Source organism: Oryzibacter oryziterrae, assembly GCF_021864535.1.
GTDB classification, from domain to species: domain Bacteria; phylum Pseudomonadota; class Alphaproteobacteria; order Rhizobiales; family Pleomorphomonadaceae; genus Pleomorphomonas; species Pleomorphomonas oryziterrae.
In genome coordinates, this window is sequence record NZ_JAKJIC010000032.1 from 1 (window position 1) to 21,642 (window position 21,642).

The window sequence follows — 21,642 nt, forward strand, 5'->3', positions numbered from 1 at the left end:
CCCAGGACATCTCGATCCCATGCTGCCCCCCTCTCCCACTCTCCCCCTCAAGGGGGGAGAGAGTTGGTTGAGCTGATCAGAGCACGACTTTCCAGGTTCTGATTGGAAGCAAGCGGTCCTCTCTCCCCCCTTGAGGGGGAGAGTTGGAGAGGGGGGTACCCGCTAAAGCCTTGCGAGCGCTTTGCTCGCCTCGTGAAATTCGTGAGGGAGCCAACGCGTGCTCGCCTCCAACAAGGAGCAGACAAGATGATCCGTATCGGCGCCAATCCGATCTGCTGGTCCAACGACGACATGCATGAGATCGGCGGCAATATTCCGCTGGAAACCTGCCTCTCGGAAGCCTCCGAGATCGGGATCGAGGGCATGGAAAAGGGCCACAAGATGCCCTCCGACGGCCCGGCCCTCAAGGCCAAGCTGGCCGAGTATGGCATGGTGTTCGTCTCCGGCTGGTACTCGACCTTCCTGCTGGAGCGCGATGCCGACGCCGAATTCGCCGCCGCGCAGGAAGACCTGAAGTGGCGCAAGGAAGCCGGCGCCGAGGTGCTGATCGTCTGCGAATGCACCCGCACGGTGCACGGCACCAAGTCGGCCCCGCTGTCGACCCGCCCGGTGCTCACCGACGCCGAATGGGCCGTGTTCCTGCCGCGCATGACGCGCTTTGCCGAGCTGGTGAAGGGCTTCGGCCTGCAGCTGGTCTACCACCACCACATGGGCACGGTGGTGCAGACCGAAGAGGAAGTCGACCGCTTCATGACCGGCACCGGCCCGGCGGTGAAACTGCTGCTCGACACCGGCCACATCACCTGGGCCGGCGGTGACGCGGTGAGCGTTGCCAAGAAGTATGCCGGCCGCATCGGCCACATCCACTGCAAGGACGTGCGCGATGAAGTGGCCAAGAAGGCTGCCGCCGAGAACTGGTCCTTCCTCGACGCCGTGGTCGAAGGCGTCTACACCGTGCCGGGCGACGGCAAGGTGGATTATGTCAACGTCTTCAAGTCCGTGCCGGGCTATTCCGGCTGGGTGGTGATCGAGGCCGAACAGGACCCCGAGAAGGCCAACCCGAAGAAATACGTCACCATGGGCTTCAACAACCTCAACCGCTTCCTGAAAGAAGGCGGGCTGAAGTAAGCGTTGCCACCGCGGTAAATTTCGCGCCATGATTGCCGGGAGGCACTTCAACAGCCTCCCGGCATGAAGTTCCAAGATCTTCTTGCTGAAAATGCACCTTTTAAGGTACAGTCCGCATGAAGCGCTTGATTGCCCGTTTCTTCAAAACCGAGGGCGGCCGCGAGCCGGTCAGAGATTTTCTGCTCGGCCTGCCTGGCGAAGATCGCAAGATCGTCGGACAGGATATCGCCACGGTGGAGTTTGGCTGGCCTGTGGGCATGCCGGTGTGCCGGCCGCTCGGTGGCGGGCTGCACGAGATCCGCTCGACCATTCGAGACGGAAAGGTGGAAGTCAGGGTCTACGTGTGCGTCGAGGCCCAGGTGCTCGTATTGCTGCATGGGCAGCAGGGCAAGGGGCGCCAGGACGCGGACATTGCCTTGGCGAGAGGCCGGCAGGCGGAGTTACGGCGGAGGTCATCATGACGGACACGATCGACAGCGGCGCGCTCGGCGGATCGCTGGAAGACATGCTGACCGAGACCGGCCAGCGCGAAGAAGTCTATGGCGAAGCGATCAAGCGCGTCCTTGCCTTTCAGATCGACGCAGCCCGCAAGACGCGCGCCATGAGCAAGAGCGCTCTGGCGGAAACGGTTGGAACCAGCCGGACGCAGATCGATCGGGTGCTCGATCCGGAGAATGTGTCCGTCTCGCTTGAAACGCTCGAGCGCGCGGCCCGAGCCGTCGGCAAAACCCTACGAATTGAACTGGTGGATATCTGAATGTCTAAGCTGCTTGTGAAGCCGGCGGGGAACCGCGGCAAGGTGGTTTCGGTGACGCCTCAGAGCGCCGGCTGGACCTATGTGGGCTTCGACCTGATCAAGCTCGGTGCCGGCGAGAGCCACGCGGCAGCGACGGGGACGCGCGAGGTCTGCCTCGTGCTGATCTCCGGCAAGGCGAAGGTGAGCGGCGCCGGCCAGGACTTCGGCGTCATCGGCGAGCGCACAAGCCCCTTCGAGGGCAAGCCGCATTCGGTCTATGTGCCGGCAGGTGCCGACTGGTCGGTGACGGCGGAGACCGAGGTGACGCTGGCCGTCTGCAGCGCGCCGGGTGCCGCCATGAGCCGCCCTGCCCGCTACATCGATCCGAACGGCCTGCATCAGGAGACGCGCGGCAAGGGCAACAACACCCGCCATGTCACCAACATCCTGCCCGAATGGGAGCCGGCCGACAGCCTGCTGGTGGTGGAGGTGATCACGCCGGCGGGCAATACCTCGTCCTATCCCTCGCACAAGCACGACCAGGACAACCTGCCGCACGAGAGCTTCCTGGAAGAGACCTATTACCACCGCCTGAACCCGCCGCAGGGCTGGGCCTTCCAGCGCGTCTATACCGACGACCGCAGCCTCGACGAGGCAGTGGCGGCCGAGGACGGCGACGTGGTGCTGGTGCCCAAGGGCTATCACCCGGTGGCGACCATCCATGGCTATGACAACTACTATCTCAACGTCATGGCCGGCCCGACGCGCATCTGGAAGTTCCACAACGCGCCCGAGCACGAGTGGCTGCTGAAGGCCTGAGACCCGGCCCTCCGCACACGAGACACAAGAAAGCCCGTCGCGCCCCGCGGCGGGCTTTTTTGCTGCATCGCAACAGGAGACTCGGCGCCCGCGAGACGCTGCGGGGCGACACGTTCTGCGGATCGGTGAAAATCAGGAGGGCGCGCCGCGCTCACGAAGTCGCGCAATGGGCCTCCAGCGGCGATCCGAAACACGCTATGCGCGTTTGCGGCCTCCGGAAAACATTCAGCCGGAAAAGCCGGAGAGTCGAGGGCGGATCAACGCCTTAGTGATTTTGCCGGCAAAAGGATTCCACAGACTCTCCCCACCTTCAGATAACCTTTCGTATGGCTCTCGATTTTTTCGCTTGAGTTTCGATTTGGTTTCGGTATGCATTATCCCCAATAGGGAAATGAAATATAAATGTTGCAGCGCGAGGCAAACATTGCGGCGCAACAAGGGAGAGAGCCTTCGATGGCGGACGTGGATCTTCTGGTCATAGGCGGTGGCATCAACGGCTGCGGCGTGGCGCGCGACGCTGTCGGGCGCGGCTACTCCGTGCTGCTCGCCGAAAAGGCCGACCTTGCATCGGGCACGTCCTCGGCCTCCACCAAGCTGATCCACGGCGGCCTGCGCTATCTCGAGCATTACGAGTTCCGTCTGGTGCGCGAAGCGCTGCAGGAGCGCGAAGTGCTGTGGCGCATGGCGCCGCACATCATCTGGCCCCTGCGCTTCGTGCTGCCCCATCATGAGGGCCTGCGCCCGTCCTGGCTGCTGCGCCTCGGCCTGTTCCTCTACGACAACCTCGGTGGCCGCAAGCTGCTGCCGGCGACCCGGACGCTGGATCTGCGCAGCCATGCCGCCGGCAAGCCGCTCAAGGGCAACTATCGGAAAGCCTTCGAATATTCGGACTGCTGGGTGCAGGATTCCCGCCTTGTGGCGCTGAACGCCCGCGACGCCGCCGACCGCGGCGCCACCGTGCTGACCCGCACCGCGGTCACCTCGGCCGTGCGCGAGGGCAAGGAATGGGCGGTGACGCTGACGGACGTGGATAGCGGCGCAACCCGCCTGGTGCGCGCCCGCATGGTGATCAACGCCGCCGGCCCATGGGTCGACCAGGTGCTGACCAATGCCGTCGGCAACAACGATGCCCGCAACGTGCGCCTCGTCCAGGGCTCGCACATCGTGGTGCCGCGCCTCTACGAGCATGACCGCTGCTACATCTTCCAGAATGCCGACAACCGCATCATCTTCGCCATTCCCTATGAGGATGACTTCACGCTGATCGGCACCACCGACCGGGACTACAAGGACGATCCGGCCAAGGTGAAAATTACCGAAAGCGAAACGAAATACCTGATCGACGCGGCCAACGAATATTTCTCGCGCCAGCTGACGACCGACGACGTGGTGTGGACCTATTCCGGCGTCCGCCCGCTGTTCGACGACGGCGCCAGCAAGGCGCAGGAAGCGACCCGCGACTATGTGCTCAAGCGCGACGGAGCGCCTGGAACCGCGCCGATGATCAACGTCTTCGGCGGCAAGATCACCACCTATCGGCGTCTGGCCGAAAGCGTGCTGGAGCTGGTGGAGGCCGAACTCGGCGCCAAGGGCGGATCGTGGAGCGGCACGCTGCCGCTGCCAGGCGGTGATTTTCCTGAGACCGGGTTTGCTACCTTGGTGGAAAACACTATCCGTGCCTTCCCACACATTCAAAAAGCAACTATTCATCGGATTTGCCGCAACCAAGGGACGAGGGTTCGCGACATTCTCGGCAGTGCCCGGTCGGACGCCGATCTGGGTCGCACATTCGGCGCAGGGCTGACGGAAGCGGAGGTCCGTTATTTCTGCGATCGCGAATGGGTGAGGAGCGCCGAGGATCTCCTGTGGCGGCGGACGAAGCTGGGACTGCGCGTGACCGCGGAGGCGGCGCGCGAACTGGATGAGTTCATTCGAAATTACGTAAGCGACCAGGAGCTTGACCGAAAGCGTGCCTGAGAAGGCCTTTTCCTGAGGAGGAAAGGCGGTCAAGTGGTCGGGGGGAGACAATGCTTGAACTGGTAGGTGTTACAAAACAGGTGGGCGCGGAGACCCATATCACCGACGTCACGATGACGTTGGTGAAGGGCTCGCTCAACGTCCTGCTGGGCCCGACGCTATCGGGCAAGACCAGCCTGATGCGGTTGATGGCCGGGCTGGACAAGCCGACCGCAGGCGATATCCGCATGGACGGCGTTTCGGTGGTGGGCGTGCCGGTGCAGAAGCGCAACGTCGCCATGGTCTACCAGCAGTTCATCAACTATCCGACGCTCACGGTCTATGAGAACATCGCCTCGCCGCTGCGCATTCAGGGCGCGTCGGACGCGGTGATCAAGGCCAAGGTGGGCAAGGCAGCCGAACTGCTGCGCCTGACCGAGCATCTCGACAAGACTCCGTTGCAGCTGTCCGGCGGCCAGCAGCAGCGCACCGCGCTCGCACGCGCCGTGGTCAAGGAAGCCGGCCTGGTGCTGCTCGACGAGCCGCTCGCCAATCTCGACTACAAGCTGCGCGAGGAACTGCGCGCCGAGCTGCCGAAGATCTTCGCCGAGACCGGCGCCATCTTCGTCTACGCCACCACCGAACCCATGGAAGCCCTGCTGCTGGGCGGCAATACCGGTTGCCTGAGCCTCGGGCGGCTGACCCAGTTCGGCTCGACCATCGGCGTCTACAACCGCCCGGCCGACCTGATCACGGCGGAGACCTTCTCCGATCCGCCGCTCAACATCATCACCGTCGACAAGCGCGGCTCGGAGTTCCGCCACACCGGTGGCGTGTCCTTCCCGGCCACGCCGAAGCAGGCAGCCCTTCCGGACGGGCGCTACACCATCGGCTTCCGCCCGCATCACCTCTATCTCGATGCCCAGGGCAGCACCGGCACCGCGACCCAGGGCCGCGTGGCGATCACCGAGATCACCGGCTCGGAAAGCTTCGTCCACGTGGACGTGGCCGACAGCCGCTGGGTGGCGCTGGTGCCGGGCGTGCGCAACCTCGACGTCGACACGACGATCACCGTCTATGTCGACCCCGAGCGCTTCTTCATCTTCGATCAGACGGGCAAGCTGGCCTCAGCTCCCGCCTCAGCCGCCTGAGGAGGGACCGATGGCCCGCATCACGCTCGATCACATCGCCCACTCCTACAAGGCCAACCCGCAGAAGCCGACGGACTATGCCCTGCGCGAAGTCCATCACGTGTGGAATGACGGCGGCGCCTATGCCCTGCTCGGCCCGTCCGGCTGCGGCAAGACCACGCTGCTCAACATCATCTCCGGCCTGCTGACCCCGTCCAAGGGCCGCCTGCTGTTCGGCGACAAGGACGTGACCCGCCTGCCGACAGAAGCGCGCAACATCGCCCAGGTGTTCCAGTTCCCGGTGATCTACGACACCATGACGGTGCACGACAACCTCGCCTTCCCGCTGCGCAATCGCGGTATTCCGGAAAGCGAAGTCGAACGTGCCGTCAAGGAAACCGCCGAGATGATCGGCCTGACGGCGATGCTGAAGAAGCGCGCCAAGGGCCTGACCGCCGACGAGAAGCAAAAGATCTCGCTCGGCCGCGGCGTGGTGCGCTCGGACGTCAACGCCATCCTGTTCGACGAGCCGCTGACGGTGATCGACCCGCACATGAAGTGGATGCTGCGCTCGCAGCTCAAGCATCTGCACAAGCGCGTCGGCCACACCATGATCTACGTGACCCACGACCAGACCGAAGCCCTGTCCTTCGCCGACAAGGTGGTGGTGATGTACGAGGGCGAGGTCGTCCAGATCGGCACGCCCGCCGATCTGTTCGAAAAGCCCAAGCACACCTTCGTGGGCTATTTCATCGGCTCGCCCGGCATGAACGTGCTGCCGGCCAAGGTTGCCGGCGACAAGGCCTCGGTGGGCGAGCATGAGATCGCGCTGCGCGCGCCCTATGCGGAGCTCTCCGGCAAGACCGAACTCGGCATCCGCCCGGAGTTCGTCAAGCTGGTGCACGGCAATGACGGCGTGCCGGTGAAGGTCAGCGCCGTCGAGGACATCGGCCGCTACCGCATCGTCCGCACGCGCCTTGGTGCCCATGAAGTCAACGCCGTGCTGCCCGAGGGCACGCCGGTGCCGGCCGAACCGCGTGCCGTCTTCGATACCTCCCGTCTCAACGTCTATCTCGACAGCCACCTGGTGGAGGCGCGCCAATGAACAAGACCTGGAACAACAAAGCCTGGTTCATGGTGCTGCCCGTGTTCCTGCTGGTGGCCATCTCGGCGATCATTCCGCTGATGACGGTGGTGAACTATTCGGTTCAGGATACCTTCGGCAACAACGAGTTCTTCTGGAACGGGACGGACTGGTTCGTCGACACGCTGACGTCCGAGCGCTTCCATGCGGCGCTCGTCCGCAACCTCTCCTTCTCGCTGATCATCCTGGCCATCGAAATCCCTCTGGGGATCGGTATCTCCCTGACCATCCCCAAGAAGGGCTGGGGCGTGTCGGTCTGCCTCGTGCTGATGGCGCTGCCCCTGCTCATTCCCTGGAACGTGGTGGGCACCATCTGGCAGGTGTTCGGCCGCGTCGACATCGGCCTGCTCGGTCACACGCTCGCCGCCCTCGGCCTTGACTACAACTATGTACAGGACCCGATCGACGCCTGGGCGACCGTGGTGGCCATGGACGTGTGGCACTGGACCAGCCTCGTCGCCCTGCTCTGCTACGCCGGTCTGTCGGCCATTCCCGACGCCTATTACCAGGCCGCCAAGATCGACGGCGCGTCGCGCTGGGCCGTGTTCCGCTACATCCAGCTGCCCAAGATGAAGCGCGTTCTGACCATCGCCGTGCTGCTGCGCTTCATGGACAGCTTCATGATCTACACCGAGCCCTTCGTGGTGACGGGCGGCGGTCCGGGCAACTCGACGACCTTCTTGTCGATCGACCTCGTCAAGATGGCGATCGGGCAGTTCGACCTCGGTCCGGCCGCGGCCATGTCGATCATCTACTTCCTGATCATCCTGCTGCTGAGCTGGATCTTCTACACCGTCATGACCAACTCCGAGGGGGCCAACTGATGTCCGCCGTCGCCAACACCGCAAGGGCCGAACGGCCCGTGACCATCGGGACGGTGCGCTCGAGCAACTCCGGACGCCTGTCCTGGCTGGTACCGACGATCTACATCGTCCTGCTCATGCTGCCGATCTACTGGCTCGTCAACATGAGCTTCAAGACCAACACCGAGATCACCGGCGTGTTCTCGCTGTGGCCCGAAGCGCCGACGCTGCGCAATTACGAGGTGATCTTCTCCGATCCCTCCTGGTACATGGGCTATGTGAACTCGATCATCTACGTGGTGCTCAACACGGTGATCTCGATCACCGCGGCGCTGCCGGCGGCCTACGCCTTCTCGCGTTACCGCTTCCTCGGCGACAAGCACATGTTCTTCTGGCTGCTCACCAACCGCATGGCGCCGCCGGCCGTGTTCGCCCTGCCCTTCTTCCAGCTCTATTCCTCGCTGGGCCTGATCGACACGCATATCGCGGTGGCCATCGCCCACTGCCTGTTCAACGTGCCGCTGGCGGTATGGATCTTGGAAGGCTTCATCTCCGGCGTGCCGCGCGAGATCGACGAGACCGCCTATATCGACGGCTATTCCTTCCCGAAGTTCTTCGTGAAGATCTTCATGCCGCTGATCGCCTCCGGCATCGGTGTCGCCGCCTTCTTCTGCTTCATGTTCTCGTGGGTGGAGCTCCTGATCGCCCGCACCCTGACCACCACGGACGCCAAGCCGATCACCGCCATCATGACGCGCACCGTCTCGGCGGCCGGCATGGACTGGGGTGTTCTGGCCGCCGCCGGCGCCCTGACCATCATCCCCGGCGCCCTGGTGATCTACTTCGTCCGCAACTACATCGCCAAGGGCTTCGCCCTGGGCCGCGTCTGAGAGGAGGCCTCACATGGACCTGTCATGGATGGCCTGGACCTGGCCGACAGCGATCTTCTTCCTGACCATTCTGACCATGCTGATCGGCATGAGCGTTTGGGAATACTTCGTGCCCGGCGGTTCGCCGCGGGTCGGCGTGCTGCGCTTCGAAACGACGCGCGGCGACCGCCTCTTCGTTTCGCTGCTCGGCAGCGCATTCATTCACTTGGGTTGGCTCGCCTTCATGGGGCCGAACCTCTGGTGGGCTTTGGCAGTCTCAGTCGTCTACGCCGTTCTGGTGTTCCGCTACGTCTGAGACAGTCAATGGGGGAATCCAGTCGCGCAAAGAGGATGCGCGACCGGATGGAATTGACTTCACTCTGGTTTCTGGGAGGAAACTCATGCGTTTGAAGCTTTTGACCGGATCGGCTCTGTCGATCCTCGCCATGGGCCTGATGCCGGCCTACGCAGGCATGGACGAGGCCAAGGCATTCCTGGACAAGGAAGTTGGCACCCTGTCGACGCTGTCGCGCGCCGATCAGGAAAAGGAAATGCAGTGGTTCGTCGACGCCGCCAAGCCGTTCGCCGGCATGGAAATCAAGGTGGTGTCCGAGACGCTGACCACGCACGAATATGAGTCCAAGGTGCTGGCCCCGGCCTTCACCGCCATCACCGGCATCAAGGTCACCCATGACCTGATCGGCGAAGGCGACGTCGTGGAGAAGATCCAGACGCAGATGCAGACCGGCGAGAACATCTACGACGGCTACATCAACGACTCCGACTTCATCGGCACCCACTGGCGCTACGGCCAGGTGCGCAACCTGACCGACTGGATGGACGGCGAAGCCAAGGACGTCACCAACCCCGGCCTCGACATCAAGGACTTCATCGGCACGTCCTTCACCACCGCGCCGGACGGCAAGCTCTACCAGATGCCGGACCAGCAGTTCGCCAACCTCTACTGGTTCCGCTACGACTGGTTCAACGACGAGAAGACCAAGGCCGACTTCAAGGCCAAGTATGGCTACGACCTCGGCGTTCCCGTCAACTGGTCGGCCTATGAGGACATCGCCGAGTTCTTCACCGGCCGCGACATGAGCTATGTGGGTGGCCCGACCAAGGTCTATGGCTCCATGGACTACGGCAAGAAGGACCCCTCGCTCGGCTGGCGCTTCACCGACGCCTGGCTGTCCATGGCCGGAAACGGCGACAAGGGCATCCCGAACGGCAAGCCGGTTGACGAATGGGGCATCAAGGTCGACGAGAACTCCCGTCCGGTCGGCTCCTGCGTCGCCCGCGGCGGCGACACCAACGGCCCGGCCGCCGTCTACTCGATCAACAAGTACATCGACTGGCTGAAGAAGTATTCGCCGCCGGAAGCCGAAGGCATGGTGTTCGGTGAAGCCGGCCCGGTGCCCGCCCAGGGCCAGATCGCCCAGCAGATCTTCTGGTACACCGCCTTCACCGCCGACATGGTCAAGGACGGTCTGCCGGTCGTGAACGCCGACGGTAGCCCGAAGTGGCGCATGGCCCCCTCGCCGCATGGCTCCTACTGGAAGGAAGGCATGAAGCTCGGCTACCAGGACGTGGGTTCGTGGACCCTGATGAAGTCGACCCCGGTCGACCGCGCCAAGGCCGCCTGGCTCTACGCCCAGTTCGTCGACTCCAAGACGGTTGACGTCAAGAAGAGCCACGTCGGCCTGACCTTCATCCGTGAATCGACCATCCAGGACAAGTCGTTCACCGAACGCGCTCCCAAGCTCGGCGGTCTGATCGAGTTCTACCGCTCGCCGGCCCGCGTGCAGTGGACCCCGACCGGCACCAATGTTCCTGACTATCCGAAGCTGGCCCAGCTGTGGTGGCAGAACATCGGCGACGCTTCGTCGGGCGCCAAGACCGCGCAGGAAGCCATGGACGCGCTCTGCGCCGACCAGGAAAAGGTGCTCGGCCGCCTCGAGAAGGCCGGCGTGCAGGGCGACATCGGCCCGAAGCTCGCCGAAGAGCATGACCTCGCCTACTGGAACGCCGACGCCGTCGCCAAGGGCAACCTCGCCCCGCAGCTGCCGCTGGCCAACGAGAAGGAAACGCCGGTCACCGTCAACTATGATGAGCTGGTGAAGAGCTGGCAGAAGTAAGACCTGCCTGCACCGATCACGAGGGAGGCGGGCAACCGCCTCCCTTTTCCAATTGGTAGCCCTTCCTGCAACTGGCAGGGGTAACACACTTGCGAATGCTCCCGGGCATCCTATGTTTGCCTTCGTCTTGCGCACCGCGACTGCGCGGAAACATACGCGCAGGCCAAGAGGGGCGCATGGACATTCTGATTTCCCAACCCTTTCAGCCTTTCGCGATCGCGGCGGGCGTGCTGATGGCGCTTGTGCTGATCGAGATGGTCGGCACCTTCGCCGGCTCGGCTCCGAGCCATTGGTTCGGCGCCGACGGCATCGACTTTGCCGAGGGAACGCTCGGCTGGCTGAACGCTGGCCGCGTGCCGTTGCTGATCCTGATCATGCTGGCGCTCGGCGTCTTCGCCGCCACCGGCTACGTGCTGCAGGGGCTGGCCTTGTCGTTCAGCGGCCCCATGCCGCAATCGATCGCCACCTTTGCCTCTGCTGTCGTGACCATTCCCGTGGTGCGCGCCTCCGGCCAGATGCTCGGCCGCTTCTGGCCGCGCGACGAGAGCTACGCCCTCGACGACGGCGACTTCATCGGCAAGGACGGGGTGGTGACGGTCGGCCCGCTGACCGGCGCGTATGTTGGCCGCGTCCGCGTCGTCGACCCCTTCGGCAACACCCATTATCTGCGCGTCAGACCCGACGACGGCTTCGATGACATCGCGGTCGGAACTCAAGTGAGGATCACAACCAGCCAGGGACGTGAGTTTCGCGTCAAGCCAATCACGGATTGACAGACCAGCGCCGCGACTGGAATGAGTTTTTCGACCAAGTGCTGTTGAGGGGTTGAACATGCTGACCACATTGCTGTTTCCGATTTCATTGATCCTGCTGTTGATCGCGGGCATCGGATTTGTCGTTTCCACCCTCTATCGCCGGGCCGAGAAGGACCGCGCCTATGTGCGCACCGGCCTCGGCGGGCAGAAGATCGTGCTGGACGGCGGCTCGGTGATCCTGCCGATCTTTCAGGCGATTGCCTGGGTCAACCTGCAGACCCTCCGCCTCGACGTGGCGCGCTCTGCCGCCGACGCGCTGATCTCCAAGGACCGCATGCGCGTCGATATCGGCGTCGAGTTCTACGTGCGCGTGAAGCCCGACGCCCAGTCGATCGCGCTGGCCGCGCAGACGCTCGGCGAGCGCACCATGCACGCCGACCAGTTGCGCGAACTGGTGGAAGCCAAGTTCGTCGACGCCCTGCGTTCTGTCGCCGCGACCATGACGCTGGCCGACCTGCAGGAAAAGCGCGCCGACTTCGTGCGCGCTGTGCAGACCACCGTCGCCAACGATCTCGAACTCAACGGCCTGGAACTGGAAGCGGCGTCGCTGACCAAGCTCGACCAGACCGACACGCAATATTTCAATCCCAACAACGCCTTCGACGCCGAAGGTCTGGCGACCCTGACCCGCATCATCGAAGCGCGCAAGCGCGAGCGCAACGAAGTGGTGCGCGCCACTGAAGTCGCCATCGCCCAACAGGATCTCGAAGCCCGCAAGCAGACGCTCGCCGTTGAACTGACCAAGCGCGAGGCGGAGCTGAACCAGGAACGCGACATCGTCAACAAGACGGCGGAGACCCGCGCCGCTGCCGCCCAGCGCGAGGCCGAAGCCCGCCGCTTCGAGGAAGAGGCCCGCATCGCGTCGGAGCAGGCCATTTCCGAACGCAAGGCCGAGGCCCAGCGCGTTCAGGAACAGGCCAACATTGCCTCGACCCTCGCCATTTCCCAGCGCAAGATCGAGGCCGATCGTGAGGCGGAAACGCTGATGATCGCGCAGAAGCGCGACGTCGAGCTTGCCAACCAGGATCGCCAGATTGCCATCGCCGAGCGTTCGCGGGCGGAGTCGGAAGCCCGCGCGCTGGCCCAAGAGGCGCGCGCCAAGGCGACCTCGGCCGAGGAAAGCGTCGTCACCGCCCGAGAAGTCGCCATCGCAGAACGCGAGCGCCAGATCGCCGTCATCGCCGCCAAGCGCGACGCCGAACAGCAGGCGACTGCCGTCACCGTGGCTGCCGAAGCCGAAAAGTTCGCCGCCGAGGACAAGGCAGAAGCCGTGCGCATCGTCGCCAAGGCTGATGCCGATGCCACGCTGATCCGCGCCGACGCTCAGGCCAGGACCTATGAGGTGGACGCCGAAGGCCAGCGCAAGCTCAACGAAGCCCGCAATACGCTGGCCAAGGAGATCATCGAGTTCGAGATCACCAAGGAACGGCTGAAGATCATTCCCGCGGCTCTGGCCGAAAGCGTGCGCCCGCTGGAAAAGATCGGCGATGTCAAGATCATCGACATGGGCGGCACGGCCTTTGGCGGCGGCCAGTCGGGCACGGCAGGCGGCGGCGGCGGTGGTGGCACGGGCTCGATCCCCGACAACCTGCTCGGCGCACTGTTGGCCTATCGCGCCCAGGCGCCGATGATCGACAAGCTCCTGACCGAAGCCGGATTCGCGCCCGCCGCCAATCCGGTGGACCAGATCCTAGGCGCCGCCAACGCGCCGGCACCGTCCAGTCCATCACCATCCAAGCCGGGCGCATGACCCGGTCCTGAACAGGGAGGAAATGCTGAAATGACATCCTACATTCTGGCCATCGACCAGGGCACCACGTCGACCCGGTCGATCGTTTTCGACGACGAGTATCACGTCAAGGGCGTCGGCCAGCAGGAGTTTGCCCAGCATTTCCCCAATTCCGGCTGGGTCGAGCATGATCCGGAGGACCTGTGGCAGACCACGGTCGAGACCATGCAGTTTGCGCTGGCGCGTGCCAAGGTCTCGGCCTCGGACCTCGCCGCCATCGGCATCACCAACCAGCGCGAGACGACGGTGATCTGGGACCGTCAGACCGGCAAGGCGATCCACAATGCCATCGTCTGGCAGGACCGCCGCACCTCGGACTTCTGCCAGAAACTGAAGGCCGACGGCCATGAGCCCACCTTCAGCGCCAGGACCGGCCTGCTGCTCGACCCCTATTTCTCCGGCACCAAGATTGCCTGGCTGCTCGACCATGTTCCGGGCGCCCGGGCGCAGGCGGAAGCGGGCAAGCTGGCCTTCGGCACCGTGGACAGCTTCCTGCTGTGGCGGCTGACCGGTGGCAAGGTGCACGCCACCGATGCCACCAATGCAGCGCGCACGCTGATCTACAACATCCGCACCGGCGAGTGGGACGACGAGCTGCTGAAGCTCCTGAACATTCCGCGCGCGCTGCTGCCGGAGGTGAAGGACTCCTCGGCCGACTTCGGATCGACCGACGTATCGATCTTCGGCGCGACCATCCCGATCCGCGGCATCGCCGGCGACCAGCAGGCGGCCACCGTGGGGCAGGCCTGCTTCGAGCCGGGCATGCTGAAGTCGACCTATGGCACGGGCTGCTTTGCACTGCTCAACACCGGCGCCGACTTCGTGCCCTCCTCCAACCGCCTGCTGACCACCATCGCCTACCAGCTCGGCGGCAAGACCACCTATGCGCTGGAAGGTTCGATCTTCGTGGCCGGCGCGGCCGTGCAATGGCTGCGTGACGGGCTGAAGATCATCCAGCGCTCCGACCAGACCGGCGCCATGGCCGACGCGGCCGATCCCAACCAGAATGTCTACCTGGTACCGGCCTTCACCGGCATGGGCGCGCCCTATTGGGACGCCGAGGCGCGCGGCGCGCTGTTCGGCCTGACGCGCGGCACCGGCCCGGAAGAGATCGCGCGCGCGGCCCTGGAAGCGGTCTGCTACCAGACCCACGACCTGCTCTCGGCCATGCAGAAGGACTGGACCGGCGCCCGCACCACCGTGCTGCGCGTCGATGGCGGCATGGTGGCCAATGACTGGACCATGCAACGCCTCGCCGATCTCCTGGACGCTCCGGTCGATCGCCCGGTGGTGCTGGAGACGACCGCGCTGGGCGCCGCCTGGCTCGCCGGCTTCGGCGCCGGCGTCTGGCCCGATCAGGAGGGGTTCGCCAAGAGCTGGCGGCTCAACCGACGCTTCACGCCGTCCATGGACGACACCGTGCGCAGGGGCAAGCTGGCTGGCTGGCAGGACGCCGTGCAGCGGACGCTGACCAAGCGGTGAGCTTGCGATCGCAACGCGCACGCGAGACGAGGAGACCGGCGGCGTGATGGGCCAAGCCATCATGCCGCCCGAATCCGCCGATACATCTAAGCGGCATTGATAAGTTACTGATAACAAAAGACCATTATCCGATATGGCCTCGATCCGCCGGCGTGCGCCACCGCGCCCCGGCCCCCAGTTGCTCGCGCCCAAAGGAATTTCAGATGATCGCTTGCCCTGCCCCGCTACGGTCCGCGTTGACCATTGCCCTGCTGCTGACCGGCCTTGGATCCGCGCGAGGGGAAGAATGCCAAGCCAACTTCGCGCCCTCGCCCGGCACCGATTGGCAGTCGCGCATCGCCTTCCACAACGACACCAACTATGCCATGCGGCTGCTCTGGGTGGATTTCAACGGCGGCCTCAAGGACTACGGTCTGCTGCAACCCTATGAGAACACCGGCTTCAAGACCTATGTCGGCCACAACTGGGTGGTCGAGGTCTACACCGAAGAAGGCCCCGAATGCCTGGGGCCGATCAGCGCACCAGATCAGAACGGGTGCAATCTGCATGTCGTCAATGACGCCGGCCTCGGCTTCAACGCCGACCAGTGCGACTTCTGAGGATTTCGCTCAGGCGTAATCGGGGATGCCCGGCATGACGCGGAATCCCTCGATCTGACGGAAGCGACGCAGCCATTTGCGCAGGGCCGGAAAGGCGTCGTGCTCGACGCCGAAATCGCGCGACAGGGCGAAGGACGGAAACAGGGCGACATCGGCCAGCGTCGGCCTGTCGCCGACGAACCACTCCTGATCGGCATGACCGCGCAGCACCATGTGATCTTCCATGGCGGTAAGGGCTGCAACGGCGGCCGGCACCAGAGCCTGCGGATCGCCGAGGCCGAACAGGGCCGAGCGGCGCGCCGCCACCGCCGCCGCCAGCGGGCCGGCACTGAAGGCGAGCCATTGCATCACCGGGCCGAAGAGATCGGGAGCGACGGGCAACCAGCGCTGGGCCGGGTCGTGGGACTGCGCCAGAAAGGCAAGGCCGGCGGCAGCGCCGACCAAGGTCAGGCCGTTTGCGTCGAGCACCGGCAAACGACCGGGCAGATCGGCGGCAACGCCAGCGGGCAGCAGCACCGGATGGCCGGGCTGAACGCCGACGGCCACGCGCGTGTAGTCCAGACCGAGGAAGCCGGCCAAGAGGCGCAGCCGGTAGCAATCCTCGTCAAGCTCATGATCGTAGAGGGTGATCGCCATCAGGCCGCCTCCTCGGCGCTAGCAAGGGAAAGACGCACAGCGGCAAGCCAGCGCGAGAGAGCCACGCGGGTCGCGGCGTCGGCCTCGCCCAGCAGGACGACATGCAAGGCGACAGCGTTCGGGCCGCTTTCGTGACAGGCCACCAGAAGGCGATGCGGGCCGACGGTGAGAAAGCCGGTGGCGTCATCAACGGCAGTCCAGACGGTGCCGCCGGCGTCGGGCGTCGGGAGGGCCTTCAGCGCGTTCAGCGCGACCGCGAGCGACACCGGCAGGCGCAGGCTGCGCAAGGGCGTGACCGGGCCAGGATCGGCAAGCGCGAGGCTGGCATCGGGGGCGGTGGAGACCCAGACGATGCCGGCCCGCTCGATCACAGGGAAGCTCGGGATGCGGATGGTCTTGGGAACTTCAAGGTCCGGATGCGCCGGGATGCGGCTGCACTGACCGTCCTTGCCATATTGCCAGCCGTGATAGAGGCAGTTGAGGCTGCCACCCCGCACGAAGCCGAAGCTCATGCGCATGCCGCGATGCGGGCAGCGATCGTCCCAGGCATGGGCGACGCCGGCTTCGTCGCGCCAGAGCACGAGATCCTGACCGGCAACGCGAATGCCCGTGACGGCCCCCGCATCGAGATCGGCCGACAACGACACAGGAACAAGACTCATGGGGCGGAACTCCTGGCAACGTCGAGGATCAGGCAATCGGAGGGGCCGAGGCTGCAAGCCATCTCGAAGGCATCGACCAGCGGTTCGGGGCCGGTGACGGCGACCTCGGCAAGCGCGGCCGACAGAGGGCCGACCGCGAGGCCGAGATCGAGCCGGGCGGCGCGATGTTCGGCGAAAGCGCGGAAACTCTCCGGCACCAGGGCACCAGAAAACACGAATCTTGTGGCATTCGTGGCCGGCAGGGACGGAGACAGCAAACCAGAGGCGACCAAAATTTGACCTCGCACGATTTTTGGTCAATCTAGACGGAGCTACGTGAAAACCGCAAGCCCCGCCTTGCACGGAAGGAGTCGCCAATGGTCGCCATCGACAAGGCCACACTGGACAGCTGGTATGTGATCGCCACCGCCGCGGACCTGCCCTTGGGCGTGAGCGCCAACCGGCTGCTGGGCACGGATCTCATGGTGGAGAAGATATCAGAGGGCGGAATCACGGTGACCGCCGGCGGGCGCGCCCTGCCCGTCCGCCAGCGTTACGGCTTCGTCTGGACGACCCTGGGCGCTCCCACCGGCGAGGTCTTCGACATCCCGGAAGCGGACGAGCCCGACCGGCGCACGGTCAATTGCGGCGTGGTGGCGGTGAAGGCGTCGGGCCTGCGCATCATCGAGAATTTCCTGGACATGGCGCATTTCCCCTTCGTGCACACCAATGTGCTGGGGGCCGAACCGCATACCGAGGTCAAGCACTACAAGGCGGAGATCCGCCGAGATGTGGACGAGGTCTGGGCCACCGAATGCAGCTTCTTCCAGCCGCAGGCGGCGCTGTCGTCGGCGGACGGCGCCGATGTGGGCTATGTCTATCGGGTGCCGACGCCGTTCAACACGCTGCTCTACAAGAGTTCGCCGAACTCGGACAATCGGGACGACCTGATCTGCCTGTTCGTGCAGCCGCTCGATCCGGATCGCTGCCGGGCGCATCCGATCATGTTCCTGATCGACGACGTGAGCAGCACGGCAGCGCTGGTGCAGTTCCAGCAGATGATCTTCCTGCAGGACCGCATCATCCTGGAAAACCAGCGCCCGGTGCTGCTGCCGCTGGAAGCGCGCCTCGAGATCCCGACGCGCGCCGACGCATCCTCCATCGCCTATCGCCGCTGGCTGAAGGAGAAGGGCGTGAAATACGGCACCACCTCAATGGAAGAGGCGGCCGCCTGAGATAGAAGGGACGTCCGGCGCTGCGGGGTCACAGCGCCGGATCAACCATCGTCAGTTGATCGAGAGACGGTAGACCAGCACGCGCGTGTCGACGTCGGTCTTTTCCTTGTAGGCAGCGCCCGCCTGGAAGCCGTCGGTGGTCAGGAAGTCGTTGTCATTGGCGATCAGCACGAACACATCCTTGGGATGCGCGTCGTCGAGCGCCGGCACAACGGCCACCGATTCCCACTTTTCCGACAGGTCGGTCGCGTCATGCGGCGCGCCATTGTGCAGGCCGGCCTTGGCCAGCTCGGCATTGTCGTTGATGTCGATGACGGTGGTGAGGGTCGCCGGCTTGACCGAGGCGTCGAGTTCGCCCTTGGGCGCCACCGGCTTCAGGCCGTCGAACTCGGTACCGGCGATATTGGTGGCGCCGGAGACGTCGAGCAGATCAAGGCGGCGATAGAGCGAGGTCTCGCCCTTGACGCCCCAACCGTTGTTGCTGTCGCGGCTGAGCAGCAGGTAGCGACCGTCGGGCAGGATGGCAAGTTCGCTCTCAGCCGCCACCAGTGTCTTGCCCTCGCCGTCCTTGAAGGTCGGCAGCGGCACGACATACTCGGCCTTGAGCGTCAGGGAATCGGGATTGGCCGCGTCATAGACCAGGGCGCGCGTGTTGCGACGGGTCGACTTCTTGTCACCGCCGTCCTGACGGGTGGCGCTCTGCAGCACCACCGTCAGCGTCTTGGCGGCCGGATCATAGGCCATGCCCTCGAAGCCCTGATTGTTCTGACGCCCGGTCTCCGGATCTTCCGGGTCCGGCTTCGGCCCACCGTTGGCAGGATTGTTGGACGAATAATTCACGGCGCCCTTGCGCATGGGCAGGATGGCCTGCGGCGGCAAAGTGGCCGACAGCATCTTGCCCTCGGCAGAGAAGTGATAGATGGCCGGGCCATACTCATCGGACACCATCAGCGAGCCGTCCGGCAGACGCACGACCGCCTCGGGGTCGAGGCTGACCGCACCGGTGGCCGCGCCCGGCAGATCGACGCCATTGGCGGTGTTGATGGCGACGGGATCGAGGCCGCTCAGGTTCTTGCCGGTCTTGTCGGTGAACTTCACCGTCGCCTCAAGCTTCAGCGTCGCCTCGGCGGCATTGCCGGCAGCCGGCGCCGGGAAGGCGATCGACAGCGTGTTGATGCGGGTCTGGTAGTCGGTGGTGCCCTCCACGTTGTAGCCACGATCGGGCAGCAGCAGGAAGGTGCCGGCGTAACCGGTGTCGGTCTTCTTCCAGTCGATCGCGGCCATGCCCGAACCGGAACCGAAGGTCTCGCCGAAGCCGTCCTTCAGATTGGCCGGCAAGCTGCCGGACGCCACCAGACCGGCGTTGACCGGCAGATCGGATGCAAGGAGCGGCGCCGCCGAAACGCCAAGGGCGGCGACGGCAACGGAAAGGAACAGGGCCTGCAGTCTCATGGGGTTGCCTCCGAAACAAGGGACGGGAAGACCCACAGGCTTAGGCCCATCGCTTGACGATCATGTGAAGCTCACGCCAACAGCCGCGCCGCCTCACGCGCCAGAATGGGCGCCACCACCTGCACAGCGCGCGAGGGGCTGAGACCATGCGGCTGGGCCAGGACAACCTGCCGGCTGAGCGGTGGCGCGAAGGAGCGCGACGCAAAGCGGTCGGAGCTGGCAAAGCGGCTGACGATCGAGCGCGGCAGCACCGTGAGGCCGATTCCGGCAGCCACCAGATTGAGGATGGTGAGGAAGGACGTGGCTTCGACCACCACATGCGCCTGCAGCCCGTCATGCTCGACGGCGCGATCGACGATCAGGCGCAGGCCGTGCGGCTGGCCCGGCAGCACCAACGGCCAGCGGCCGAGATCGGCAACGGCGACCGGCCCCGCCAGCGCCGGATGATCGGCCGGACCGACGCACAGGAGTTCGTCGGTCTGCACCGGTTCGGCGTGCATGTGCAGTTCGGAGGCCGGGCCGTAGATCAGTGCCAGATCCACATCGCGGTGGTGCAGCCAGTCGAGCACATGGCCCGTGTAGCCCTCGACGAAGCGCAGGCGCACGTCGGGATAGTCGCGCAGCACGGTGAGCGCCAGCGACTCGGCGACGATGGCGGCCACCGTCGGCACGATGCCGATGGTCACCTGACCGCGCGGCCGGTCGGCAAAGGCGCGCACATCCTCGAAGCTCTGTTCGAGCTGACGCACGAGACCGGAGACGCGAGCCTGCAGCTCCGTCCCGGCAGCGGTGAGGTCCATGCCGCGCCGCGACCGGACGAAGAGGCTCTGGCCGACCTCATCCTCCAGCAGCCGGATCTGGCGCGACAGCGCCGGCTGGGCGATGCGCAACAGATCGGAGGCGGCGCTGAGCGAGCCGGACTCGGCGACACACAGGAAGGTCTTGAGGCGGTCGAGATCCATGATCCATACAATCTTGTTATGGAAGCAATGCTCACATTATAATTTTGCAATGGCGCAAAGCGCAATAGAAGCGCTGACATGGTTCCCGTTGCCCCAGGTTCTGCGTCCATGTCCGCCGTCGGCGAAGTCTCCGCCTCCTCCAAGATCTCCACCGCCACGCCCGGCTTCGCACGCCTGTGCATCGCCCTGATCCTCTCGGGCTTCTCGGCCTTTTCCGCGCTCTACTGCATGCAGCCGATCCTGCCGATCCTTGCGGACAGCTTCAGCCTGTCGCCGGCCGCCGCCAGCCTGTCGGTGACGGTGACCACGGTAACGCTGGCCATTGGCCTCGTCTTCGCCGGCCCGCTCTCCGACGCGATCGGCCGCAAGCCGGTGATGCTGGCCTCCATGACGGCCGCGGGCGTGATGCTGATCGCGACGACGCTGGCGCCAAACTGGCACCTGCTGATTGCCGCAAGAGCGGTGCTCGGCCTGCTGCTCGGCGGCATCACCGCCATCAACCTCACCTATCTCGCCGAGGAAATGGAACCGGCGAGCCTTGGGCAGACCATCGGCCTCGTGCTCGCAGGCAACTCGGTGGGCGGCATGATCGCGCGCCTCAGTGTCGGCGTCGCCGCCGAACACATGGACTGGCGCTGGCCGGTGGCGGCCATCGGCCTGATGTCGCTCGCCGCCACGGCGGTCATGGCGCTTTGGCTGCCGCCATCACGGCATTTCCGACCGATCCGTCTGGATCTGGCCACCGTGCTCGGCAACTATCGCCGCCACCTGACGGCCCCCGGATTGACGCCCGCCTTCATCGCCGGCTTCCTGCTGATGGGCTGCTTCGTTGCCTTCTTCAACTTTCTCGGCTTTCGTCTGCTGGCACCGCCCTTCGGCCTCAACCAGTCGGTGGTGGGGCTGATCTCGCTGGTGTTCCTGCCCTCGTCCTACGCGGCGGTGGAAGCGGGCAAGCTCAGCGACCGGCTGGGCGCGGCACGGGTCCATGTAGGCGCGATCGCGGTAATGGCGCTTGGCCTCGCCCTGACCGCCGCGCCAACCTTCTGGCTGCTGGGCACAGGCACGCTGCTGTTCACGCTGGGCTTCTTCGGCGCCCATTCGGTGGCCGTCGGCCACGTGGGACGGCGCGCCCGCACTGCCCGGGCACAGGCGACGGCGCTCTACCAGATCGCCTTCTATGTCGGCGCCAGCGTTGCCGGCACCATTGGCGGCCTGTTCTGGCAGGCACTGGGCTGGAACGGCATCCTGCTGCTGCTCGCCGGTTTGCTGGCGCTGGCAGCGCTCAACGGCCGCCAGCTGCGCTAGCAC

At 65.0% G+C, this 21,642-nt stretch carries 22 protein-coding genes; 17 read left to right on the forward strand and 5 right to left on the reverse strand.

What is annotated here, in order from left to right; genetic code table 11:
* Window positions 1–246: 246 nt before the first annotated feature.
* From iolE to L2I41_RS20575, 15 genes are all read left to right on the forward strand, one after another.
* The gene (gene iolE, locus L2I41_RS20505; protein WP_237155491.1) at window positions 247–1,128 is read left to right on the forward strand and encodes a myo-inosose-2 dehydratase; all 882 of its coding nucleotides are present in this window, start codon (window positions 247–249) and stop codon (window positions 1,126–1,128) included.
* Between the two features lie 116 nt (window positions 1,129–1,244).
* Entirely contained in the window at window positions 1,245–1,589 is a 345-nt protein-coding gene (locus L2I41_RS20510; RefSeq protein ID WP_237155492.1) for a type II toxin-antitoxin system RelE/ParE family toxin, read from the forward strand.
* Window positions 1,586–1,885, forward strand: coding sequence for a helix-turn-helix domain-containing protein (locus L2I41_RS20515; RefSeq protein WP_237155493.1), 300 nt, complete (start codon window positions 1,586–1,588; stop codon window positions 1,883–1,885). The genes L2I41_RS20510 and L2I41_RS20515 overlap by 4 nt, the downstream gene beginning before the upstream one ends.
* Entirely contained in the window at window positions 1,886–2,683 is a 798-nt protein-coding gene (gene iolB / locus L2I41_RS20520; RefSeq protein WP_237155494.1) for a 5-deoxy-glucuronate isomerase, read from the forward strand.
* A gap of 453 nt (window positions 2,684–3,136) precedes the next feature.
* On the forward strand, window positions 3,137–4,660 hold the full coding sequence (gene glpD / locus L2I41_RS20525) for a glycerol-3-phosphate dehydrogenase (protein WP_237155495.1): 1,524 nt from the start codon (window positions 3,137–3,139) through the stop codon (window positions 4,658–4,660).
* A 50-nt stretch (window positions 4,661–4,710) separates the two neighbouring features.
* Window positions 4,711–5,790 (forward strand): ABC transporter ATP-binding protein, encoded by a 1,080-nt coding sequence (locus L2I41_RS20530; RefSeq protein WP_237155496.1) that lies wholly within the window; start codon window positions 4,711–4,713, stop codon window positions 5,788–5,790.
* Window positions 5,791–5,800: 10 nt separating this feature from the next.
* Entirely contained in the window at window positions 5,801–6,874 is a 1,074-nt protein-coding gene (locus tag L2I41_RS20535; protein ID WP_237155497.1) for an ABC transporter ATP-binding protein, read from the forward strand.
* A complete protein-coding gene (locus L2I41_RS20540; protein WP_237155498.1) occupies window positions 6,871–7,737 on the forward strand; it encodes a carbohydrate ABC transporter permease in 867 nt (288 codons plus the stop codon). The genes L2I41_RS20535 and L2I41_RS20540 overlap by 4 nt, the downstream gene beginning before the upstream one ends.
* Window positions 7,737–8,606 carry a carbohydrate ABC transporter permease gene (locus L2I41_RS20545; protein ID WP_237155499.1) on the forward strand — a complete coding sequence of 290 codons (870 nt, stop codon included), beginning with the start codon at window positions 7,737–7,739 and terminating at the stop codon, window positions 8,604–8,606. Before L2I41_RS20540 ends, L2I41_RS20545 begins: the two co-directional genes overlap by 1 nt.
* 13 nt (window positions 8,607–8,619) lie before the next feature.
* Entirely contained in the window at window positions 8,620–8,901 is a 282-nt protein-coding gene (locus L2I41_RS20550) for a DUF2160 domain-containing protein (RefSeq protein ID WP_237155500.1), read from the forward strand.
* A gap of 85 nt (window positions 8,902–8,986) precedes the next feature.
* Window positions 8,987–10,723 carry an ABC transporter substrate-binding protein gene (locus L2I41_RS20555; protein WP_237155501.1) on the forward strand — a complete coding sequence of 579 codons (1,737 nt, stop codon included), beginning with the start codon at window positions 8,987–8,989 and terminating at the stop codon, window positions 10,721–10,723.
* Between the two features lie 176 nt (window positions 10,724–10,899).
* Entirely contained in the window at window positions 10,900–11,496 is a 597-nt protein-coding gene (locus tag L2I41_RS20560) for an OB-fold-containig protein (RefSeq protein WP_237155502.1), read from the forward strand.
* Between the two features lie 58 nt (window positions 11,497–11,554).
* Complete coding sequence (locus tag L2I41_RS20565) at window positions 11,555–13,288, forward strand: flotillin family protein (protein ID WP_237155503.1); 1,734 nt, start codon at window positions 11,555–11,557, stop codon at window positions 13,286–13,288.
* 30 nt (window positions 13,289–13,318) lie between these two features.
* Window positions 13,319–14,809, forward strand: a complete 1,491-nt coding sequence (gene glpK, locus L2I41_RS20570) for a glycerol kinase GlpK (RefSeq protein ID WP_237155504.1) — start codon at window positions 13,319–13,321, stop codon at window positions 14,807–14,809.
* Window positions 14,810–15,012: 203 nt separating this feature from the next.
* On the forward strand, window positions 15,013–15,408 hold the full coding sequence (locus L2I41_RS20575) for a VHL beta domain-containing protein (protein ID WP_237155505.1): 396 nt from the start codon (window positions 15,013–15,015) through the stop codon (window positions 15,406–15,408).
* 9 nt (window positions 15,409–15,417) lie between these two features.
* Here the strand turns inward: L2I41_RS20575 and L2I41_RS20580 are convergent, their stop codons facing one another.
* From L2I41_RS20580 to L2I41_RS20590, 3 genes are read right to left on the reverse strand one after another with little or no spacing between them, the layout of a single operon-like run.
* Window positions 15,418–16,044 carry a glutathione S-transferase family protein gene (locus L2I41_RS20580; protein WP_313791156.1) on the reverse strand — a complete coding sequence of 209 codons (627 nt, stop codon included), beginning with the start codon at window positions 16,042–16,044 and terminating at the stop codon, window positions 15,418–15,420.
* Window positions 16,044–16,706: a Rieske 2Fe-2S domain-containing protein gene (locus L2I41_RS20585; protein ID WP_237155506.1), complete on the reverse strand. Its 663-nt coding sequence runs from the start codon at window positions 16,704–16,706 to the stop codon at window positions 16,044–16,046. Before L2I41_RS20585 ends, L2I41_RS20580 begins: the two co-directional genes overlap by 1 nt.
* Entirely contained in the window at window positions 16,703–16,921 is a 219-nt protein-coding gene (locus tag L2I41_RS20590; protein WP_237155507.1) for a hypothetical protein, read from the reverse strand. Before L2I41_RS20590 ends, L2I41_RS20585 begins: the two co-directional genes overlap by 4 nt.
* 141 nt (window positions 16,922–17,062) lie before the next feature.
* Between L2I41_RS20590 and L2I41_RS20595 the strand changes: the two genes are divergently transcribed.
* Window positions 17,063–17,920 carry an aromatic ring-hydroxylating oxygenase subunit alpha gene (locus L2I41_RS20595; RefSeq protein WP_237155508.1) on the forward strand — a complete coding sequence of 286 codons (858 nt, stop codon included), beginning with the start codon at window positions 17,063–17,065 and terminating at the stop codon, window positions 17,918–17,920.
* A gap of 51 nt (window positions 17,921–17,971) precedes the next feature.
* On the opposite strand, the gene L2I41_RS20600 is transcribed toward L2I41_RS20595, so the two are convergent.
* A complete protein-coding gene (locus tag L2I41_RS20600; RefSeq protein WP_237155509.1) occupies window positions 17,972–19,372 on the reverse strand; it encodes an esterase-like activity of phytase family protein in 1,401 nt (466 codons plus the stop codon).
* A 71-nt stretch (window positions 19,373–19,443) separates the two neighbouring features.
* Complete coding sequence (locus L2I41_RS20605) at window positions 19,444–20,334, reverse strand: LysR family transcriptional regulator (protein WP_237155510.1); 891 nt, start codon at window positions 20,332–20,334, stop codon at window positions 19,444–19,446.
* Between the two features lie 108 nt (window positions 20,335–20,442).
* On the opposite strand from L2I41_RS20605, the gene L2I41_RS20610 reads away from it, so the two are divergent.
* Window positions 20,443–21,639, forward strand: coding sequence for an MFS transporter (locus tag L2I41_RS20610; protein WP_237155511.1), 1,197 nt, complete (start codon window positions 20,443–20,445; stop codon window positions 21,637–21,639).
* Window positions 21,640–21,642: the final 3 nt, after the last annotated feature.

Bases quoted from the DNA above. Each gene is read 5' to 3' on its own strand.
- iolE (WP_237155491.1), top strand. From the start codon at position 247: ATGATCCGTATCGGCGCCAATCCGATCTGCTGGTCCAACGACGACATG.
- L2I41_RS20510 (WP_237155492.1), top strand. From the start codon at position 1,245: ATGAAGCGCTTGATTGCCCGTTTCTTCAAAACCGAGGGCGGCCGCGAG.
- L2I41_RS20515 (WP_237155493.1), top strand. From the start codon at position 1,586: ATGACGGACACGATCGACAGCGGCGCGCTCGGCGGATCGCTGGAAGAC.
- iolB (WP_237155494.1), top strand. From the start codon at position 1,886: ATGTCTAAGCTGCTTGTGAAGCCGGCGGGGAACCGCGGCAAGGTGGTT.
- glpD (WP_237155495.1), top strand. From the start codon at position 3,137: ATGGCGGACGTGGATCTTCTGGTCATAGGCGGTGGCATCAACGGCTGC.
- L2I41_RS20530 (WP_237155496.1), top strand. From the start codon at position 4,711: ATGCTTGAACTGGTAGGTGTTACAAAACAGGTGGGCGCGGAGACCCAT.
- L2I41_RS20535 (WP_237155497.1), top strand. From the start codon at position 5,801: ATGGCCCGCATCACGCTCGATCACATCGCCCACTCCTACAAGGCCAAC.
- L2I41_RS20540 (WP_237155498.1), top strand. From the start codon at position 6,871: ATGAACAAGACCTGGAACAACAAAGCCTGGTTCATGGTGCTGCCCGTG.
- L2I41_RS20545 (WP_237155499.1), top strand. From the start codon at position 7,737: ATGTCCGCCGTCGCCAACACCGCAAGGGCCGAACGGCCCGTGACCATC.
- L2I41_RS20550 (WP_237155500.1), top strand. From the start codon at position 8,620: ATGGACCTGTCATGGATGGCCTGGACCTGGCCGACAGCGATCTTCTTC.
- L2I41_RS20555 (WP_237155501.1), top strand. From the start codon at position 8,987: ATGCGTTTGAAGCTTTTGACCGGATCGGCTCTGTCGATCCTCGCCATG.
- L2I41_RS20560 (WP_237155502.1), top strand. From the start codon at position 10,900: ATGGACATTCTGATTTCCCAACCCTTTCAGCCTTTCGCGATCGCGGCG.
- L2I41_RS20565 (WP_237155503.1), top strand. From the start codon at position 11,555: ATGCTGACCACATTGCTGTTTCCGATTTCATTGATCCTGCTGTTGATC.
- glpK (WP_237155504.1), top strand. From the start codon at position 13,319: ATGACATCCTACATTCTGGCCATCGACCAGGGCACCACGTCGACCCGG.
- L2I41_RS20575 (WP_237155505.1), top strand. From the start codon at position 15,013: ATGATCGCTTGCCCTGCCCCGCTACGGTCCGCGTTGACCATTGCCCTG.
- L2I41_RS20580 (WP_313791156.1), bottom strand. From the start codon at position 16,044: ATGGCGATCACCCTCTACGATCATGAGCTTGACGAGGATTGCTACCGG.
- L2I41_RS20585 (WP_237155506.1), bottom strand. From the start codon at position 16,706: ATGAGTCTTGTTCCTGTGTCGTTGTCGGCCGATCTCGATGCGGGGGCC.
- L2I41_RS20595 (WP_237155508.1), top strand. From the start codon at position 17,063: ATGGTCGCCATCGACAAGGCCACACTGGACAGCTGGTATGTGATCGCC.
- L2I41_RS20600 (WP_237155509.1), bottom strand. From the start codon at position 19,372: ATGAGACTGCAGGCCCTGTTCCTTTCCGTTGCCGTCGCCGCCCTTGGC.
- L2I41_RS20605 (WP_237155510.1), bottom strand. From the start codon at position 20,334: ATGGATCTCGACCGCCTCAAGACCTTCCTGTGTGTCGCCGAGTCCGGC.
- L2I41_RS20610 (WP_237155511.1), top strand. From the start codon at position 20,443: ATGTCCGCCGTCGGCGAAGTCTCCGCCTCCTCCAAGATCTCCACCGCC.